Raw genomic sequence first — 17,594 nt, forward strand, 5'->3', positions numbered from 1 at the left:
CACGGTTTAGACAGGAACTGCAAAGTGACCAGCGACAATCTTCCCCGCTTCGTGCGCCTCAACGAGGCGGACAATGTGGTGATTGCGGTCGACGCCATCCCCGAAGGCGCAACGATCGAGGGGGTGACGGCCCGGGCCCGTATCTCGAAGGGCCACAAGATGGCGGTGCGCTCGCTCGCCGAGGGTGAGCATATCGTCAAGTTCGGCCAGATCATCGGCGCGGCGACCCAGGCGATCGCGGCCGGCGATCACGTGCATTCCCACAATTGCGGGATGGCTGCCTTCGACCACAGCGCCTTGGCGGCCAACGCCGCCGAGGCCTGGACGGCACCGGCTGCGACGGGGCGCACCTTCGACGGCTTTCACCGTTCGGACGGGCGCGTCGGCACCCGCAACTATGTCGGCATCCTGACCAGCGTCAACTGTTCGGCCAGCGTCGCGCGTTTCATCGCCGAGGCGGCCAACCGCTCGGCCATCATGGACGAGTTTCCCAACGTCGACGGCGTGGTCTCCTTCGTCCACGGCACCGGCTGCGGGATGTCGAACAAGGGCGACGGCCACGACGTTCTCGAACGGACCCAGTGGGGATATGCCAACAATCCCAATCTCGCGGGCGTGCTGCTGGTCGGCCTGGGCTGCGAGGTGTTTCAGATTCCGCGCCTCAAGGAGCACTACGGCATCGAGGAAGGCGATCGCTTCCGCACGATGACGATCCAGGAGACGGGCGGCACGCGGCGCACCATCGAGGCCGGGCTCGAAGCCGTGCGCGATCTCTTGGCCGTCGCCAACCGCGCCGAACGCCGGCCGGCGCCGCTGTCGCAGCTGACTGTCGGCCTGCAGTGCGGCGGCTCGGACGGCTATTCCGGCATCACCGCCAATCCGGCGCTCGGCATCGCCGCCGACATGCTGGTGGCCGAAGGCGGCACCGCGATCCTCTCGGAGACCCCGGAGATCTATGGCGCCGAGCACCTGTTGCTGCGCCGTGCGATCGATCCAAGTCTCGCCGACACGCTGCGCGCCCGCATCGACTGGTGGGAGGAGTACACCGCCAAGAACAACCAGGAGATGGACAACAACCCGTCGCCCGGCAACAAGGCGGGCGGCCTGACCACCATTCTGGAGAAGTCTCTCGGCGCCGTCGCCAAGTCGGGATCGAGCCCGCTCGCCGGCATCTATCAATATGCCGAGGCGATCGACCGGCACGGCCTCGTCTTCATGGATTCGCCCGGCTACGATCCGGTGTCGGCGACCGGCCAGGTCGCCAGCGGCGCCAACATGATCGCGTTCACGACGGGACGCGGATCGGCCTTCGGCTGCAAGCCGGCGCCGTCGCTGAAACTCGCGACCAACTCCGACCTCTACGCCCGCATGCAGGACGACATGGACATCAACTGCGGCGATATTCTCGACGGCGTATCGCTGGAGGAGAAGGGGTCGCAAATTTTGGATCTCATGATCGCCACGGCCTCGGGCCAGCGCACCAAGTCGGAACTGCTCGGCTATGGTGACTCCGAGTTCGTTCCGTGGCAGATCGGCGCGGTGATGTAGCAGGGAGCATGACGATGAGCAGCGCAAATCCGACCGATTGGCTCGAGGTTGAAGGCAAGGCGCGCCGGCGCATCCTGACCCACACCCCGGACATGATGGTGGTCGAGGTCGAATTCAGCGAGGGCGGTTGGGGCCCACAGCATTCCCACCCCCATGTCCAGGCGACCTATGTCCGCTCGGGACGCTTCGAGTTCGACGTCGAGGGTGAGAAGAAGCAGGTCGGCGCCGGCGACTCCCTGATCATGCCGCCCAACGCCAAGCACGGCTGCACGGTGCTCGAAGCCGGTACGTTGATCGACGTCTTCAGCCCGGCCCGCGAGGATTTTCTCGCCTGACATCGACGGGCGGGAACGAGACTGTCGTTTTGATGGCAGAATCACGATGAGAGCCGCCCTTGGGCGGCTCTCGGCATATCGGCGCTCTATTTCTTCATCTTGTCGTCGAGCCAATCGAAGGCGGCGTCCTGCATCTCGGCGACAAAGGTGTGGCCGAGCCCCGGCCATAGCCGCGTCTGGATCTTGTCTTCGGCTCCATACGTCTTCCACACGCCCTTCATCTTGCCGAAGGCGGCTTCGACGGATGCCGTGGGGAACAGGGGATCGTCCTCTCCGTCGAAGAACAGCATCGGCTTCGGCGCGGCCAGGCTCGCTACATCCGGGAAGTCGAGATAGCGCCCGAGCATCGGATGCGAGAGATAGAAGGCGGACTGGCCGCGCAGAGTGTTGTTTCCGGGAACCATCAGCCCCGGCATCGAAACCATCCAGCAGTCGACCACGGCCGCCTTGACGGCGTCGGAGAGTGCGGCGACCTGCCAGGCACGAAACGCACCCATCGAAAAGCCGACGACAGCGAGCCGATCGCTATCGACTTCCGGCTGCTCCGCGAGGAATTCGGCGACGCGCTTGTCTTCCAACGCGACCAGCCCGGCGAGCGAACTGCCTAGCCCGAACATGTTGCTGGCGAGCGCCTGCTGGGCCTCGTAGCCGTTGCCCTCCCGGTCTCCCCATCCCAGCGCATCGGTGGCGAAGACCACATAGCCGCGCTCCGCCAGGACGTCGCCGGGAAACCGGCCGGTGAAGAACTTGTCGGCCCACGCCTGAGCTGACTCGAGGCGGGCGTCGTCGTACCAGGGCTCGATGAACTTCTCTTTGCCGATGTCGAACTTGGACCCGTGGTCGTGCAGCATCAGCACCGCCGGAAACGGCCCCTCTCCCTTCGGCACGAGTTCGAGACCAAGGACCCGGCTTTCCGCCGTCACGTTGAACACGACGCGCCGCGCCACATAGGTGCCGCGGTCGATCTCGTCGATGACTTCGGGCTGATAGGGCGTCGCGTCCTCGGTCGGCAGGATGATCTCTTCGGCCTTGGCCAGTGCCTTGTCGTGCCATGCCTGAAGCTCGCCACCGGTTGCCTCATAGGACAACGGAAACGTCATCTTGGCCTTCAGCGCTTCGTAGAACGCCGGCAGATTGCCTTCGGTGATCGGTTTGGTTTCGTACCCTTGCGCGTTCGCCGCGTTTCCCAACAGCACGAGCGCCATTGCCATGGCTCCCGTCCACGCAACACGCCTGACCATGATGCTTCCTTCCTTGATCCTATGGCGACTTTTGGAAAACTAACATATTAGTACTATCGGGCTACGGTTGCATTTGATCACAAATGACGCAGGCGCCGCGGATCGACGCGAAAGAGGACTTGCCCGAGCAGGTCGACTGGGCAAAAAGCAACCACTGATCATGGTGCGCGGGGTATGCCTGCCATCTTGGGCGGCCCGTGACCGAAATGAAGCAACGACAGCACCTGCGCGGCCGGGCGTGTGAGCGAGCCGGCGCTCGGTATCCGCGAGGCGAACAGCTTTGAACGACGTCGACCCGACCGAATCCGGTCGCCCGGCACCCGAGCCGGGATCCAGTCCCACCGCGGACCGTTTCGCCACGTTCCGCAACAGCCGGTTTCTGCGCTACTGGCTCGGCCGTCTCTTTGCCGCGTTCGCGGTGCAGATCACGGCCGTCTCGGTCGGCTGGCAAATCTACGATCTGACCCGCGATCCGTTCGACCTGGGGCTGGTCGGCCTCTGCCAATTCCTCCCCTCGCTCCTTCTCGTGCTCGTCACCGGCGCTGTCGCGGACCGCTATCCGCGCCGCATCATCATGGGTATCGCCGTGCTCATCGAGGGATTGGGCGCGGTCGCCCTCCTCGTTCTGACCCTTCGCGGCCTCACCTCGCCGCTGCCCGTCTTCGCGATCCTCGTAGTCTTCGGCATTGCACGCGCCTTTTTCGGGCCGGCCTCCCAATCCCTGGTCGTCAATCTGGTCGGGACGGACCAACTTGCCAACGCGATCGCCTGGAACTCGTCGTCCTGGCAGATCGCCTCGATCGTCGGCCCGGTGACCGGTGGTCTGCTCTACGGCGTGTCGCCCGAGGCAGCTTACGGCACGGCCTTGGTGTTGTTCTTTGCGGCCGCCGCGCTGGTGATCAGCATTCCCGCGCCGGCGCAGCGACACACCGGCGAGGCCAAGAGCCTGGCCACCGTGGTCGCGGGCTTTCGCTATGTCTGGACGGAAAAGGTCGTGCTGGGCGCGATCTCGCTCGACCTCTTCGCCGTGCTTCTCGGCGGCGCGGTCGCACTTCTGCCGGTCTACGCCCGCGACATCCTGGATGTCGGTCCGTGGGGGCTCGGCCTGCTGCGCGCGGCCCCCGGCATCGGCGCGATCGGCATGGTGATCTGGCTCACCCGCCATCCGGTCAAGGACCACGCTGGCATCATCATGTTCGCCTTCGTCGCGCTGTTCGGAGCGTTCATCGTGGTCTTCGGCCTGTCGCGGTGGCCGTGGCTGTCGATCGCCGCGCTCGCCCTGATGGGCGCGTCCGACATGATCAGCGTCTATGTCCGCGAAACCTTGATGCAGCTCTGGACCCCCGACCACGTGCGCGGCCGCGTGAACGCCGTCAACATGGTCTTCATCGGCGCATCCAACGAGCTCGGCGAATTCCGTGCCGGGCTGATGGCCGCATGGCTGGGAGCGGTGCCGGCGGTCGTCCTCGGCGGCGCGGCGACGATCGGCGTCGCGGCCCTGTGGGCCAAGCTGTTTCCCGAACTGCGCAAGGCACGCCATCTCGCCGGGCGCGTCTGACGAGCCGGAGCAGCCCGGCGCTATTCCGCCTTGGCGGGCTCGCCGAAGATGCGCACCAGGAATTCGCCCAGCCACCGCTTGACAGGCGCGTCGTAGACGGCACGACCGTCGAAATGCTGGCGCCGCTTCTGGGCGCCCGGCAAGGCTAGGCGCTCGTGGCCGCGCGTCGTCCACCGATGCACCATGGCCAGCGTCAATTCGGCGTGGAACTGCACCCCGAAGGCTGCCCGGCCGTATTGGAACGCCTGATGGGGAAAGCGTTCGCCGGTGGCGAGCAGCGTGGCGTCCGATGGCAGCGAGAAACCCTCGCGATGCCACTGGTAGACCATCTCCGGCCAATGCGGCATCAGGCGCCGCCCCTCGGTCGTGGACTTGAGCGGATAATAGCCGATCTCCACGAGCCCCTCGGCGTGCGGGCCGACCTCTCCCCCGAGATGCTTGACCAGCATCTGGGCGCCCAGGCAGATGCCGAGAAACGGCCGATCCTCGACGAGGGGCACGTCGAGCCAGTCGATCTCGCCGCGGATATAGGCGTCCGGATCGTTGGCGCTGGGCGGGCCGCCGAAGACGATGGCGCCGCGATGATCGTCCAGCGTTTCCGGCAATCGGTCGCCGATCACCGGGCGACGAATGTCGAGGGCGACGCCGCATCTCTGCAGGATCTGGCCGACGCGGCCACAGGTCGACGTCTCCTGGTGCAGGACGATCAGAACGGGGCGCGGATCGGTCCGGCCTTCGAGGATGTAGTGCGTCCGGGCGGCGGACTCTTCGAGTGTTTCGATCGCGCTCTTGCTGATCGGATTGTCCATGAGCCTCAGCTGTCTTTGCTGTGTCTGGCGGCTCGCTGCTTCATCAACATCCTGTCGCGGGTCGAAACGCCCAAGAGGTCCGAGATGCGCCAGATCAGGTTGTCTTCGAGTTCGTGAACCTCCCCGTCGGCATAGGTCACTTCCCAAAGCAGCTCAACGAATCGGACTCGCGCGTCCTCGTCAAGATGGTTCATCAAGACGCTCGTGAACGAAAAGAGATCGACAGCCTCGGCATCGGCCTCCCGCCCCGCCGCGGCAACGAGGTCCGTCTCGCCCTCGTCCAGCCCGAACTCCTCGGCCAATGCGGCCCGCAACCGCGTGCGCTCCTGGGGGCTCACCGTGCCATCGGCGCTGCTCACATGATAGAGCAGCGCCGCAGCGGCCACGCGCGGATCGTCTCCGCCCGGACCGCTCGGCCGCGCATCGTCGCCGCTCAGTGTCCGCAGGAAATCCTTGAAGCGATCAGCGAACATCGCCATCAAAACAGCCGGAACCGGCCGTTCTGCTCGCCATCCTCCGCCGGCTCTCTCCTCCGTGATACACCCGGATCGTCAGGCATCGCCGACGCGGCTGCGACGTCAGCCTGAGCCGGCTTGTCGTCCGCCACGACAGTGTCGTCCCCGCCATTGCCGCCATTGACCTGGGGAGAAGCCGGAGCCTCGACGATCTCGGCATCCGCGTCGACCGCCGTTTCGTCCTCTTCGGCAACCAGGGCAGGCGCGGCCGGTTCGTGCTCCACCAGCGCCCCCGGCTCGCCGAGATCGTCGATCTCAACCGCCGCGTCTCCGCCCAGGCGCTGCACCGGCACCTTCCACTCGAAGGCATCGAGGCGCCCGGTGACCGGCGAAATCGGCGCCCATTCATCGGCCACGACGCCATCGGCCGTCCAGGCCGGATCGCGCGGCGCACGGACGGCGCGTGCCAGCCATTCGCGCATGCGACCTTCGTTGCCGCCATCGGCTTCCTCGATGTCGGCGAGCAGCAGGAACACGCTTTCTCGCGGCTCCATCCGCGCGGCCGCCATCGCCTCCTCCCGCGCCAGCGCGAAGTCCTGCGCATCGAGCGCCGCGTGAGCGACGGCCAGCGAGGCCTCCACGTGGTTGGGACGCAACGATTGCAGCGTCTTCGCCCGCTTCAACCGCTCCGAGGTGGAATCACCGAGGCGCGCGTGCACATAGGCATCGGCGATCTCAGGATGCGGATTGGCCGTCCAGGCGCGTTCCAGGATCTTGGCGCCACGCTTGAGGTCGCCGAGCCGGATCAGAGCGCGCGCGGCCGTCACCGCTGCCGGCGTGAGATCGGGCGCGAGCTTGTGGGCTTCGATCGCGGCGTTCTTGGCCGTCGTCGGGTCGGCATCGGCGACCGCCATCGCCTTGGCGGTCAACAGCACCGCGCGCAACCGCTTGGCCTCGTCGCTGCCGATCATCCGCGAATCCTGCTGGGCCTCCTGGATCGCCAGCGCGCCGTCCCAGTCGCCCTCGATCGACTTGGCCTCCAGCACGGCACCGCCGGCCCAAGGCACATGCGGGGCGATCCGGGCGGCGCGTTCGGCATAATGGCGAGCCGCCGCCTCGTCGCCGCGCCGCTCGGCCTCGAGGTAGAGCCCGCGCAGGGCCAGGAGGCGGGTTTCGGGCTCGCGTTCCATCGTCTCGAAGACCGCGTGGGCGCGCTGGTGATCGCCCTCGATCATCGCGGTCTGGGCATCCAGGAAGCGGACCAGGGGTTCGCGCCGATTGCCCAGCAGCTTTTCGCTGCGCTTGCTCATGCGGCGCGCCAGGGCGGCGTCGCCGGCGCCGGCCGCCAGGATGCCCGAGGACAATGCGGAATAGCCGCGATCGCGCCGCCTCCGCCGGAAGAAGCCGCTGACGGCGCCCGGCGTGCGCAGGAACGCCAGAACCAGCCAGACGACGACCAGAACGGCCGCGATGAGCAGGAGCTCAACGATGATGAAGACCAGGAAGCTCGTCTCCACATGCTGGCCCTGCCAGGTCAGCGCGACGTCGCCCGGATTGTCCGCGAGCCAGGCGAAGCCGAGGCCGGCAGCCAGGACGACGAGGAAGAAGGTCAGAATACGCAACATGTCAGATCCTCACCCTGCCGTCCGCGCCGAGCCCAGCGCCGTGTTCAGCGCCGATCCGGCCACTTCGTTGGCGGCCAGGCGCGAGCGCACCGCCGTCGCGAAATCCGCGCTCGCCGTCTGGCCGGCATGCGGCAGCGTTTCCCAGGTGCGCAGCCAGGCGCCCAGATCGCGCGCCGCCATCGCCTGGTCGAGCCGCGCCAGCACCGACACGTCGCCGCCAGCTTCCGCGGCCGGAGCGGGCTCTCCCTCAGGACGGACCGCGACCAGCCCCTTCAGCCCGGACAAGACCTGATCGCCGATGCCGACATCCGGCCCCGACGGGCGGATGGCCGCGGCGATCTTTTCCTGAACATCCGGCCACTGGGTCACCAAATCCTGCTCTGTCGGCACGCCCGCGGCGGCGAAATCGCGCAATTGCGCGACGGAATCGTCGCTGCCCGCCGCCGCGGCATAGGTCTCCAGCTCCGACATGAAGGGATCGCCCCGGTCGATCGCGGCTTTCAGGGCGGCCGCCGACAAGGCGATCCGCGCATTCGCGTTGCTCGCGTCCAGGGCGGCGACGCGCTGTTCCACCTTGGAGGCACTCTGGCTCGCCTGATCGGCGGCAGCCTGGGCGGCCTGCGCCGTCGTCTGGGCCTGTTGGGCGGCGCTACTGGCCGCATCGATCGAGGATTGAAGGTCGCTCACCTGCTGGCGCGTTGCTTCGGCCGTTTGGCGCACCTCGTCGATCGCCGTCTGCGTCTGCTGGTCGGCCTGCTGCAGGGCGGCGAGAGCATCGTCCTGGCCGCCTCCGCCGGCGTTCTGCTCCAGCGCGGCGATCCGCTGTTCGAAATCGCCCAGGCGGCCCGAGGCGGCTGCGGCGGCGTCGCCGCCGGCGGCCTGCGCCGAGCGTACCTGTTCGAGATCGGCGCGCAGATTTTCCACCTCATGGGAGACCTGCTCGACATCGGCAGGCCGTGCGAACTCGCCTTCCGAAAACTGCGGCTCCTCGACGCCGACGGATGGCAGAACGCCGGCATATTGCAGGAAGCCACCCAGGATCAGGGCGATGATCGCTCCCGCAAGCCCGGCCGCGAGCGCCGGGCCGAAACCCGACCCGGCCGGCTCGGCTGCCGGCGGGACCGGCGCAAAACCCGGATCGTCGTCCCTGGCCGGCTGGGGATGCGCAGCCGCCAGAATCAACGCCTCGTCTTCCTCGGAAATCGCGCCGTAGCCATGGTCGGAATCGGTCTTCAGGCCTTCGTCCTCGGCAAACTCGCGCGGCCCGGCGACGGCCTCCTCTTCCTCGGGAGCCGTGGGAGAGGCTACAACCTCCGCCGCTTCGTCCGCGCTCAACGGCTCGGCGGCCGGGCTGATCTCGGGACTCGCGGCGGCGAGGCTGTCACCTGCCACCCCGTCCTCGCTCTCGGGCCATGTCTTCGGCGCGTCCGTCTCTGCAGGCGCGGACGTCTCGGCCGGCGCAGGGGCGGGCTTGGCGACCACCGGTTCGTCGCCGACAGACGGCTCGGGAGTTTTCACGGCCTCGTCGTCCTTCGCCGCGCTGATCTCCGCAGCGGCGGGCGCCGTCTTCTCGGCCTCCAGATCGATCGTGGGGGCCTGGGTCTTCTTGGGCCGCGAGCGCCGCGGACGAGTGGTCATCGAGACAACTCCGTTCTTGTCTGCATGGGCCGGATCCTTTGACATTCGCCGATGTCCCCGGTCGCGCGTCCATCAATGGGGCGCTCCCGGTCCACCTGCAAGCCATAGGCCGTCGATTCCGGAAACTAGGTTATAGAAAACAATCGAAAAGCGAGAAAAGCCTCGGCACGCGCGAAACAAGCGCTTGAGCGTGCATTGGCTGCGGCAGCGCGTCGCGGATTCGCGCCGACAGGCAAAGCAGGCGCGGCGGCGGGCGGAACAGAGACGCGGCCTCGCCGGCGAGCCATGCATAGGCTTCGGCCTGACCAGCCGACAGAAGCAGCACGGCATCCGGCGGCCCGCCGCCCAGGGCCTGGGCGGTCTCCGCCGGATCGGGCCGGAGCGGCCTGGTGTCGTAGACTTCCCAGACATGCACCGGCGTGCCGCGCTCGGCCAGGCCGGTCTCCAGATCGGGGCGCCGTACCCGCCCGGCGGCATAAAGAAGCGGCCCGCCGACGGCCTGTGCGAGTTCGCGGGCCTGTTCGACCAGATCTGCCGCCCGGCCGCGGCCGGTCTCGATCGCGGCAAAGCCGGCTTCCCGCGCTCTGGCGGCCGTGGTCTCGCCGACGGCAAGAAGCGGCCTCGGGTCGGCAGGAAAGGCGGCGGCCAGCGGCGCGACGGCATTGGCGCTGGTGACGATGAAGCCCGCCACGTTCCGGACCGGCGGCGCGCTGCCGAGCGGCACGATCTCTTCCGTCGGCAGGATCAGCGGCTGATGGCCCCGCGCGGCGACCTCGCGCGCCGTCCGTTCGGCGTCTTCCCGGCATCGCAGGATCAGGACCCGCGTCATCGCCCGCTCCGCCCGCCCGTTTACCGTTTACCGGCCCCAGCTCGCGAAGAAGTCGTCGCCGGCCTCCGCCAGAACGGCGCTGGCGGCCCCTCGTCCGAGCAGCTCGGCATCCTCGATCACTCCGGTGCGCCGCGTTTCATGGACGCGGGTCCCATCGGGCGACAGGATCATGCCATGCAGCGTCATGACGGTGCCGGAGATGGTGGCATGCGCGGCGATCGGCGTGCGGCAGGATCCGTCGAGTTCGGCTAAAAAGGCGCGCTCGGCGGTGAGAGCGATCCGCGTCTCGGCGTGGTCGATCGCGCGCACCAGCTCCGAGATCGTCCGATCGTCGGCCCGACTTTCGACGCAGATCGCGCCCTGCCCCGGCGCCGGCGGAAAGCTTTCGATGGCCAGGACCTCGGTCGCCGCCTCTTCCATCGCCAGGCGTTTCAGCCCGGCCATGGCGAGCAGCGTCGCGTCGACCTCGCCGGCCTCCAGCTTCCTCAGACGGGTCTGTACGTTGCCCCGGAACGTCGCCACCTCCAGATCGGGCCGCAGGCGCTTCACCAGGGCCTGACGGCGCAACGAGGCGGTGCCGACAACCGCACCGGCCGGCAATTCGGCGATCGTCCCGGCGGTGCGCCCGATCAGGACATCGCGCACGTCTTCGCGCGGCAGGAAGGCCGACAGGACCAACCCCTCGGGAAGGATCGTCGGCATGTCCTTGGACGAATGGACGGCCAGATCGATCCGGCCGGAGGCCAGCCCCTCTTCGATCTCCTTCGTGAAGAGACCCTTGCCCCCCACCTCGGCAAGCGAGCGATCCTGAATGCGGTCGCCGGAGGTGGAAACCACCTCGATATGAAAGTCCGATTCGCCCAACCCATGCGCGGTCATCAGGCGCGAGCGAACCTCGTGCGCCTGAGCGAGAGCCAATTGGCTGCCTCTGGTGCCGATGACGATCGGTTTCGATTGCGTCATGAAGGAACCCTTTGCTACCCAACTGGACGACACGTGCCGCTTCCGGCATCGAGCCCCGGCTCTAAGGCGGATCGACGACGCGCGCAATGCAAAGAGGATGGTGCGCCCTTGGCTTCGCCCGCTTTTCCCGGCTCCGGCTCCGAACGCCGGCCGGTTCTCGGCATCGAGACGAGCTGCGACGAAACGGCTGCGGCCATCGTCGGGCGCGACGGGACCGGCGCGACGGCGATCCTTTCCAACGTCGTCCTCAGCCAGATCGAGGAGCATGCGGCCTTCGGCGGCGTCGTCCCCGAGATCGCGGCGCGCGCGCATGTGGAAGCGATCGACGGCATCGTCCGCGCAGCGCTGGACGAGGCGGGCCTCGGCTTCGAGGATCTCGGCGCGGTGGCCGCCACCCTCGGCCCCGGCCTGATCGGCGGGCTGATCGTCGGCGCCATGACCGGCAAGGCGCTCGCGGCGGCGCGCGGCCTGCCGTTCATCGGCGTCAACCATCTGGAGGGTCACGCGCTGACGCCTCGGCTCACCGACGGCGTCGCCTATCCCTATCTCGTGCTTCTGGTCTCCGGCGGGCACACGCAGATCCTGCTGGTTCGCGAACTCGGGCGCTACGAGCGCTGGGGCACGACCATCGACGACGCGCTGGGCGAGGCTTTCGACAAGGCGGCCAAGCTCCTCGGCCTGCCGCATCCGGGCGGCCCCAGCGTCGAGCGCGCCGCGACGGCGGGCGATCCCCGCCGCTTCGCTCTGCCGCGACCGCTGAAGGGCAATCCGCGCCTCGACTTCTCCTTTTCCGGCTTGAAGACGGCGCTACGCCAGGCCGCGATGGATATCGCGCCGCTGAGCGAAGCAGATGTTTCCGATCTCTGCGCCAGCTTCCAGGCCGCCGCCGCCGACAGCGTCGCCGACCGGGTGCGCCGGGCGCTCCACCGCTTTCGCGACGACATGCCGGACCTGGCCGACCCGGTTCTGGCGGTGGCCGGGGGCGTCGCCGCCAATCAGGCGATCCGCGCCGCTCTCGACGCCGCCTGCCATGAGCATGGCGTGCGGCTGGTCGCGCCGCCCCTGAGGCTCTGCGGCGACAACGCCGCAATGATCGCCCATGCCGGGCTCGAACGGCTGGAGGCCGGGATGACGGACGGCTTGGAGGCGCCGGTGCGGCCGCGCTGGCCGCTGGATGAGACGGCTGCGCCGAAGGTCGGTTTCGGCCGGCGGGGAGCCAAGGCATGAGCGCCCTTGCGGTGATCGGCGGCGGCGCCTGGGGCACCGCGCTCGCTGCGCTCTATGCGCGGGCCGGCGAAACCGTGTCTCTCTATGCGCGCGATGCCGGCACGGTCGCGGCGATCAACGACCGCCACGAGAACCCAGCCTATCTGCCGGGAGTGGCCCTGCCGCAGACGCTGAAGGCCACCGACGATCCTGTCGCGGCGCTGGCTGGCGTCGATCGCGCGCTGTTGGTGGTCCCGACGCAGACGCTCAGGGCGGCGGCGCGCGACCTCGCGCCGCTGGTGCCGGTCGGCTGCCCCCTCGTGCTCTGCGCCAAAGGCATCGAGCAGGGCACCGGGCGCTTCCCCGCCGACATCCTGCGCGAGGAAATTCCGCGGGCGCAGCCTGCCGTCTTGTCGGGCCCGAGCTTTGCCGTCGATGTCGCGGCGGGCCTGCCGACGGCCGTGACCGTTGCGGCCGACAAACTGGCCTTGGCCGACCGGCTGACCGTCGCGCTTTCGACCGAGACGCTGCGCTGCTATGCCTCCGACGATCTGGCGGGGGTCGAGGCCGGCGGCGCGCTGAAGAACGTGCTGGCGATCGCCGTCGGCGCCGTTGCCGGACGGCGCCTTGGCGCCTCGGCCGCCGCCGCGCTCACCACGCGTGGCTTCGTGGAGCTGCGCCGCCTCGGCGAAGCGCTGGGGGGCCGTGCCGAAACGCTGATGGGGCTCTCCGGCCTCGGCGACCTGGTGTTGACCTGCTCCAGCGCGCAATCGCGCAACTTCTCCTTCGGTTTCGCGCTGGGGCGCGGCAACGCCGTCGCCGGGCTCAAGCTCGCCGAGGGCGTCCATTCGGCCGAGATCGCCGCCCAATTAGCGGAAGAACGCGGCATCGACGCCCCGATCATCCATATCGTCGCCGCCCTCGTCGCAGGGCGCACCACGGTGGACGAGGCCATGCAGACACTGCTCGCCCGACCGCTGAAACGAGAATTCGAGTAGAAAGGACCTCCCCGTGCTCTTCGCCCTCCTCTGCAATGACAAGCCCGAGTCAGGCGCGCTGCGCGCCGCCAACCGCGAGGATCATCTCGCCCACCTCGCCAAGCTCGGGGACAGCGTCAAATTCGCCGGTCCCTTCCTGGGTGACGACGGCAAGCCGAACGGCAGCCTGGTGATGATCGAGGCCGAGGACGAAGCGGCGGCCCGGGCCATCGCCGATGCCGACCCCTACGCCAAGGCCGGCGTCTTTTCCTCGGTGACCATCCGACCATGGAAATGGACCGTGAAGAACCCGGACGCCGCGTAAAGGAGCTGGCGCGATGGCTTATTGGCTCTACAAGTCGGAACCCTCCAGCTGGTCCTGGGACAAGCAGAAGGCCAAAGGCGAGGCCGGCCAGGAGTGGGACGGCGTGCGCAACTACCAGGCGCGCAATTTCATGCGCGCCATGAAGGTGGGCGAGCGCGGCTTCTTCTATCACTCCAACGAAGGCAAGGCGGTGGTCGGCATCGTCGAGGTCACCGCGACGGCGCATCCCGATTCGAGCACCGACGATCCGAAGTGGGAGTGCGTCGACATCAAGGCCGTCTGCGCGGTGCCGAACCCGGTGACGCTCGACGCCATCAAGGCCGAGCCGAAGCTGAAGGACATGGTGCTCGTCAACAACTCGCGCCTGTCGGTGCAGCCGGTCGAGGACGAGGAGTTCCGAACCATCTGCGAAATGGGCGGGCTCGATCCGGCCAAGGTGATGAAATAAGGTTGGGGCTGGGGGCTGGGGGCTGGGGAACGATTCCTCGACCGTGAACATTTTAGGAACATCCCGACGATGGAGCTTCCCAATGGACACCGGCAACCCCAAGACCGCAGCGAATTCGAATACCGAGAAGGACCCCGATTCCTGGACCACCGGCGGCGAGCCGATGACCGGCGCTCAGGCCTCCTATCTGGAGACCCTGTGTGAGGAGACCGGACACGAATACGACGGCTCGCTGACCAAGGCCGAAGCCTCCAAGCTGATCGATGACCTCCAGCACGAGAGCAAGCGACTGCAGGACAAGCGATGATCGCCAAGATCAAGCAGCGACAAGCCGGCTCGATCGCGACCGATCTCGCGCGTTCATCCTCGCCAACACTCAAATATCCGTGCCGCCGCTGATCCCGGAGATCGCATTGCATCTGGCCGAGGAGGCACACGGCCTCTGGCTGAAGACCGAGGCCGAACTCGACGAGATGGGTGTGCCGCCGCCCTTCTGGGCTTTTGCCTGGGCCGGCGGCCAGGCGCTCGCCCGCTATCTGCTCGATCATGCGAACCGGGTGGAAGGGCGACGGGTGCTGGACTTCGCCTCCGGCTCGGGCCTCGTAGCGTTCGCCGCGACCAGAGCGGGCGCGGCCCGGGTGACCGCCGTCGACATCGATCCCTTCTGTCGCGAGGCGATCGCGATGAACGCCGCCTTGAACCGGGCGACGGTGGAAATTCTGGTCGCCGATATCGTGGGCCGTGCGGTCGAGGCCGACCTCCTCGTCGCCGGCGACGTGTTTTTCGACCGGGCGATGAGTGCCGCGCTCGTTCCCTGGTTCGACCGGCTTTCGCATGACGGGCTCGAAATTCTGGTGGGAGACCCCGGCCGCGCCTATTGTCCTGGCGATCGGTTGGAGCAGATGGCATGCTACAGCGTGCCGACGACGCGGGTATTGGAGGACGCCGACTTCAAGGAGAGCAGGATCTGGCGCTGGCGGCCCGAGCGTCGCTGAAGCCCTGTCCGGCTGTTCGGCCGCGTTCGCTATGCCCCTCTTCGCTTTTCCGACTGTCTTGATGGAGTACCGTTCGTGAAGCCCACCGAAGCCCCGTGGCCTGGCGACGCCGATCATGTCCGCCTGGAACGTGCCGAGACGCTGTCCGACGCGTGGTACACCTTGCGCAAATATACCTTCGCCCAGCGGCGCCGCGACGGCGACTGGCAGGTGACCAGCCGCGAGGCCTACGATCGCGGCAACGGCGTGGCGATCCTGCTGTTCGACCCGGAGACGCGCGTCGTCGCGCTGACGCGCCAGTTCCGGCTTCCCGCCTATGTCAACGGACAGCCCGACGGCATGATGATCGAAGCCGCGGCCGGCCTGCTCGACAACGGGCTGGCGCCGGCCGACGCGATCATCAAGGAGGTGAAGGAGGAAACCGGCTATCACGTCGAGCGCGTGACGCCCGTCTTCGACATCTTCATGAGCCCCGGTTCGGTGACCGAGCGGCTGTTCTTCTTTCTGGCCGAGATCGAGGCCGGTCGTCGCCGCTACGACGGCGGCGGCGCCATCGAAGAAGCGGAGGATATCGAACTGATCGAGGTCGGCTTCGACGAGGCGCTGACGATGATCGATCATGGCGAGATCCGCGACGCCAAGACGATCATCCTGCTTTACCACGCACGGGTGAAAGGCATCCTTTAGCGCGCGGCGCCCGCGGAACCCGTCCGTCGACGCGGTCGTTCGCAATCGGACGACCGAAACGGAGATCGAGATGGCGGGCTGGCAGAGCGGAATCGACCGGCAACACATGTGGCGCCTGGAGGACGGGGGTTTTCGTCTTCCCAGGGCGCTGGTTTGATGGCTGTCGGGGTTCGCGTCGTCTCCTACAACATCCACTCCGGCATCGGGACCGACCGGCGCCATGACGTGAAACGCATTGCCGACGTCATTTCGGACTGCCACGCCGATATCATCGGTCTGCAGGAGGTCGATGTCGGGCGAAAGCGCACCGGCTTTAGCGACCAGGCGCACGAGATCGGCGAGAGGCTCGGAATGACCGTGCATTTCCATCCGGCTCTGGAAGTGGACGATGAGCGCTACGGCGACGCGATTCTGACCAAAGCGCCGTCTCGTCTGGTCAAGGCCGGACCTCTTCCCGGCCTCCGGCACAAGCCGCGTCTGGAACCGCGCGGCGCGATCTGGGTGGAGGTCGCGACCGGAAGTGGACAACTCCAAGTGATCAACACCCATTTCGGCCTCGACCGGCGCGAGCGGCTGGCGCAGGTGGAGGCGCTGCTGGGAACGGGCTGGCTTGGGTCGCCGAGGTGCGTCGATCCGGTGCTGCTGATCGGCGATTTCAACGCCCTGCCGCGCTCTCTGGCCTATCGCCGCCTGGCCGAGTCCCTTGCAGACGCCCGCCTGACGCTTGGCCCGCGGCGCGGTCAGGCAACCTTTCCCAGCCGTTTCCCGTTGCTGCGCCTGGACCACGCCTTTTCACGCGGTCCGATCAACATTCGTGCGGTCGAGGTCGTGCGCACGCCGCTGGCACGCATCGCCTCCGACCATCTGCCGCTGGTCGTGGATCTGGACCTGGTCGACGCGCCGCCGACGCCCAGAACCGCCACGCCGTTGGTAGGAGAAGTCATTGGATAGCGTACCCTCCGTCGACCGCCCTGCCGCAGATCTCGAACCCCGCCGCGATCACCCTCGCAAACGGGCCGGCACGCGCGTCTGGCTCACCCGCATCGGCCTCGTGGCCGGTCTGGCCGTCGCCGCTTTCCTGCTGGCGCGCACGCTCGGCCAATACAGCCTGGACGAACTCACCCAGTCGGTCACATCCTTTCCGCTGTCGCATCTCGCCCTGGCCGGCCTGTTCGCGCTGGCGAGCTACGCAACGCTGACCGGCTTCGACTATCTGGCGATCCGCTATGTCGGCCACAAAATCCCCTACCCCAAGATCGCGCTCGCATCCTTCGTCGCGCTGTCTCTCGGGCATTCGATCGGCTTCGCCGGCGTCAGCAGCGGGGCCATTCGATACCGGTTCTATTCGCGCTGGGGCGTTTCGCTGGGCGACGCCGCGCGCATCGTGCTCTTCTCCGGCATGACGGTCGGCCTCGGGCTGGCGACGCTGGGCGGCATCGCGATCCTGCTCAAACCGGATCTGGCCTCCAAGATCATGGGGCTGTCGCAGACGCTGGCGATCGCTCTCGGCCTCGCCTGCCTCGGCGGCAGCGCGCTGTTTCTGCTGATTGCGGCGACGGTTCGCCGTCGCCTGACGCTCTGGCGCTGGTCGATCGAGATGCCGACCTTCAAGTTGGCCTGCGGCCAGATCGTGGTCGGCACGATCAACTTCACCTTTGCCGCGTCCTGTCTTCACCAGGCGCTGCTGGGCGTGGCGGACGTGCCCTATCTGTCGGCGATCACGGTCTACGTGCTGGCCAACACCGGCGTCGTCATCGCCCACGTTCCCGGCGGGCTCGGCGTCATCGAGGCGGTGGTGATGTTTCTCCTGCCGCAGGAGAAGGTGATCGGCGCTCTCCTGGTGTTCCGCTTCGTCTATTTCCTGGTGCCGCTGGCGATCGGCGCCGTGCTCTTCGCCGTCACCGAAGCGAAGTGGCGGCTCAAAGGGCCGCGCCGCGCAGAAGCCCGGGCCTGAC

The 17,594-nt window shown here is 67.6% G+C and carries 19 protein-coding genes; 12 read left to right on the plus strand and 7 right to left on the minus strand.

What is annotated here, in order from left to right; translation table 11 throughout:
- The first annotated feature begins 24 nt into the window (after positions 1-24).
- Both SMD10_RS07970 and SMD10_RS07975 read left to right on the plus strand, forming a co-directional pair.
- Positions 25-1,548: a UxaA family hydrolase gene (locus SMD10_RS07970; RefSeq protein ID WP_331685143.1), complete on the plus strand. Its 1,524-nt coding sequence runs from the start codon at positions 25-27 to the stop codon at positions 1,546-1,548.
- Positions 1,549-1,562: 14 nt separating this feature from the next.
- Positions 1,563-1,883 (plus strand): cupin domain-containing protein, encoded by a 321-nt coding sequence (locus tag SMD10_RS07975; RefSeq protein WP_331685144.1) that lies wholly within the window; start codon positions 1,563-1,565, stop codon positions 1,881-1,883.
- Between the two features lie 86 nt (positions 1,884-1,969).
- On the opposite strand, the gene SMD10_RS07980 is transcribed toward SMD10_RS07975, so the two are convergent.
- Positions 1,970-3,124 carry a dienelactone hydrolase family protein gene (locus tag SMD10_RS07980; RefSeq protein ID WP_331685145.1) on the minus strand — a complete coding sequence of 385 codons (1,155 nt, stop codon included), beginning with the start codon at positions 3,122-3,124 and terminating at the stop codon, positions 1,970-1,972.
- 280 nt (positions 3,125-3,404) lie between these two features.
- On the opposite strand from SMD10_RS07980, the gene SMD10_RS07985 reads away from it, so the two are divergent.
- Positions 3,405-4,682, plus strand: a complete 1,278-nt coding sequence (locus SMD10_RS07985) for an MFS transporter (protein ID WP_331685146.1) — start codon at positions 3,405-3,407, stop codon at positions 4,680-4,682.
- 20 nt (positions 4,683-4,702) lie between these two features.
- Here SMD10_RS07985 and SMD10_RS07990 read toward each other — a convergent pair whose 3' ends face one another.
- The 6 genes from SMD10_RS07990 to hemC all read right to left on the minus strand — a co-directional run bounded on the left by SMD10_RS07990 (position 4,703) and on the right by hemC (position 11,001).
- On the minus strand, positions 4,703-5,491 hold the full coding sequence (locus tag SMD10_RS07990) for a glutamine amidotransferase (RefSeq protein ID WP_331685147.1): 789 nt from the start codon (positions 5,489-5,491) through the stop codon (positions 4,703-4,705).
- A 5-nt stretch (positions 5,492-5,496) separates the two neighbouring features.
- Entirely contained in the window at positions 5,497-5,970 is a 474-nt protein-coding gene (locus tag SMD10_RS07995) for a tellurite resistance TerB family protein (protein WP_331685148.1), read from the minus strand.
- Complete coding sequence (locus SMD10_RS08000; RefSeq protein ID WP_331685149.1) at positions 5,970-7,571, minus strand: heme biosynthesis protein HemY; 1,602 nt, start codon at positions 7,569-7,571, stop codon at positions 5,970-5,972. The genes SMD10_RS07995 and SMD10_RS08000 overlap by 1 nt, the downstream gene beginning before the upstream one ends.
- A 9-nt stretch (positions 7,572-7,580) precedes the next feature.
- Positions 7,581-9,209 carry a COG4223 family protein gene (locus SMD10_RS08005; protein WP_331685150.1) on the minus strand — a complete coding sequence of 543 codons (1,629 nt, stop codon included), beginning with the start codon at positions 9,207-9,209 and terminating at the stop codon, positions 7,581-7,583.
- Between the two features lie 130 nt (positions 9,210-9,339).
- Positions 9,340-10,038, minus strand: coding sequence for a uroporphyrinogen-III synthase (locus SMD10_RS08010; RefSeq protein WP_331685151.1), 699 nt, complete (start codon positions 10,036-10,038; stop codon positions 9,340-9,342).
- A gap of 27 nt (positions 10,039-10,065) precedes the next feature.
- Positions 10,066-11,001, minus strand: a complete 936-nt coding sequence (gene hemC / locus SMD10_RS08015; RefSeq protein WP_331685152.1) for a hydroxymethylbilane synthase — start codon at positions 10,999-11,001, stop codon at positions 10,066-10,068.
- Between the two features lie 108 nt (positions 11,002-11,109).
- Here hemC and tsaD point away from each other — a divergent pair, with 108 nt between their 5' ends.
- From tsaD to SMD10_RS08060, 9 genes are all read left to right on the plus strand, one after another.
- Complete coding sequence (gene tsaD / locus SMD10_RS08020; protein WP_331685153.1) at positions 11,110-12,228, plus strand: tRNA (adenosine(37)-N6)-threonylcarbamoyltransferase complex transferase subunit TsaD; 1,119 nt, start codon at positions 11,110-11,112, stop codon at positions 12,226-12,228.
- Positions 12,225-13,205, plus strand: a complete 981-nt coding sequence (locus SMD10_RS08025) for an NAD(P)H-dependent glycerol-3-phosphate dehydrogenase (RefSeq protein WP_331685154.1) — start codon at positions 12,225-12,227, stop codon at positions 13,203-13,205. The genes tsaD and SMD10_RS08025 overlap by 4 nt, the downstream gene beginning before the upstream one ends.
- A gap of 13 nt (positions 13,206-13,218) precedes the next feature.
- A complete protein-coding gene (locus tag SMD10_RS08030) occupies positions 13,219-13,509 on the plus strand; it encodes a YciI-like protein (protein WP_331685155.1) in 291 nt (96 codons plus the stop codon).
- A gap of 13 nt (positions 13,510-13,522) precedes the next feature.
- Positions 13,523-13,957 (plus strand): EVE domain-containing protein, encoded by a 435-nt coding sequence (locus SMD10_RS08035; protein WP_331685156.1) that lies wholly within the window; start codon positions 13,523-13,525, stop codon positions 13,955-13,957.
- A gap of 82 nt (positions 13,958-14,039) precedes the next feature.
- Complete coding sequence (locus SMD10_RS08040; RefSeq protein WP_331685157.1) at positions 14,040-14,264, plus strand: DUF3072 domain-containing protein; 225 nt, start codon at positions 14,040-14,042, stop codon at positions 14,262-14,264.
- Between the two features lie 79 nt (positions 14,265-14,343).
- The gene (locus tag SMD10_RS08045) at positions 14,344-14,952 is read left to right on the plus strand and encodes a class I SAM-dependent methyltransferase (protein WP_331685158.1); all 609 of its coding nucleotides are present in this window, start codon (positions 14,344-14,346) and stop codon (positions 14,950-14,952) included.
- Between the two features lie 75 nt (positions 14,953-15,027).
- Positions 15,028-15,639 carry an NUDIX domain-containing protein gene (locus SMD10_RS08050; protein ID WP_331685159.1) on the plus strand — a complete coding sequence of 204 codons (612 nt, stop codon included), beginning with the start codon at positions 15,028-15,030 and terminating at the stop codon, positions 15,637-15,639.
- A gap of 156 nt (positions 15,640-15,795) precedes the next feature.
- The gene (locus SMD10_RS08055) at positions 15,796-16,590 is read left to right on the plus strand and encodes an endonuclease/exonuclease/phosphatase family protein (RefSeq protein ID WP_331685160.1); all 795 of its coding nucleotides are present in this window, start codon (positions 15,796-15,798) and stop codon (positions 16,588-16,590) included.
- 91 nt (positions 16,591-16,681) lie between these two features.
- Positions 16,682-17,593 (plus strand): lysylphosphatidylglycerol synthase domain-containing protein, encoded by a 912-nt coding sequence (locus SMD10_RS08060; protein ID WP_432757210.1) that lies wholly within the window; start codon positions 16,682-16,684, stop codon positions 17,591-17,593.
- Position 17,594: the final 1 nt, after the last annotated feature.

Origin of the sequence: Consotaella aegiceratis (assembly GCF_036541425.1) — a bacterium.
In the GTDB taxonomy this organism is placed as follows: Bacteria; Pseudomonadota; Alphaproteobacteria; order Rhizobiales; family Rhizobiaceae; genus Consotaella; species Consotaella aegiceratis.

Bases quoted from the DNA above. Each gene is read 5' to 3' on its own strand.
- SMD10_RS07975 (WP_331685144.1), top strand. From the start codon at position 1,563: ATGAGCAGCGCAAATCCGACCGATTGGCTCGAGGTTGAAGGCAAGGCG.
- SMD10_RS07980 (WP_331685145.1), bottom strand. From the start codon at position 3,124: ATGGTCAGGCGTGTTGCGTGGACGGGAGCCATGGCAATGGCGCTCGTG.
- SMD10_RS07990 (WP_331685147.1), bottom strand. From the start codon at position 5,491: ATGGACAATCCGATCAGCAAGAGCGCGATCGAAACACTCGAAGAGTCC.
- SMD10_RS07995 (WP_331685148.1), bottom strand. From the start codon at position 5,970: ATGGCGATGTTCGCTGATCGCTTCAAGGATTTCCTGCGGACACTGAGC.
- SMD10_RS08000 (WP_331685149.1), bottom strand. From the start codon at position 7,571: ATGTTGCGTATTCTGACCTTCTTCCTCGTCGTCCTGGCTGCCGGCCTC.
- SMD10_RS08005 (WP_331685150.1), bottom strand. From the start codon at position 9,209: ATGACCACTCGTCCGCGGCGCTCGCGGCCCAAGAAGACCCAGGCCCCC.
- SMD10_RS08010 (WP_331685151.1), bottom strand. From the start codon at position 10,038: ATGACGCGGGTCCTGATCCTGCGATGCCGGGAAGACGCCGAACGGACG.
- hemC (WP_331685152.1), bottom strand. From the start codon at position 11,001: ATGACGCAATCGAAACCGATCGTCATCGGCACCAGAGGCAGCCAATTG.
- SMD10_RS08025 (WP_331685154.1), top strand. From the start codon at position 12,225: ATGAGCGCCCTTGCGGTGATCGGCGGCGGCGCCTGGGGCACCGCGCTC.
- SMD10_RS08035 (WP_331685156.1), top strand. From the start codon at position 13,523: ATGGCTTATTGGCTCTACAAGTCGGAACCCTCCAGCTGGTCCTGGGAC.
- SMD10_RS08040 (WP_331685157.1), top strand. From the start codon at position 14,040: ATGGACACCGGCAACCCCAAGACCGCAGCGAATTCGAATACCGAGAAG.
- SMD10_RS08055 (WP_331685160.1), top strand. From the start codon at position 15,796: ATGGCTGTCGGGGTTCGCGTCGTCTCCTACAACATCCACTCCGGCATC.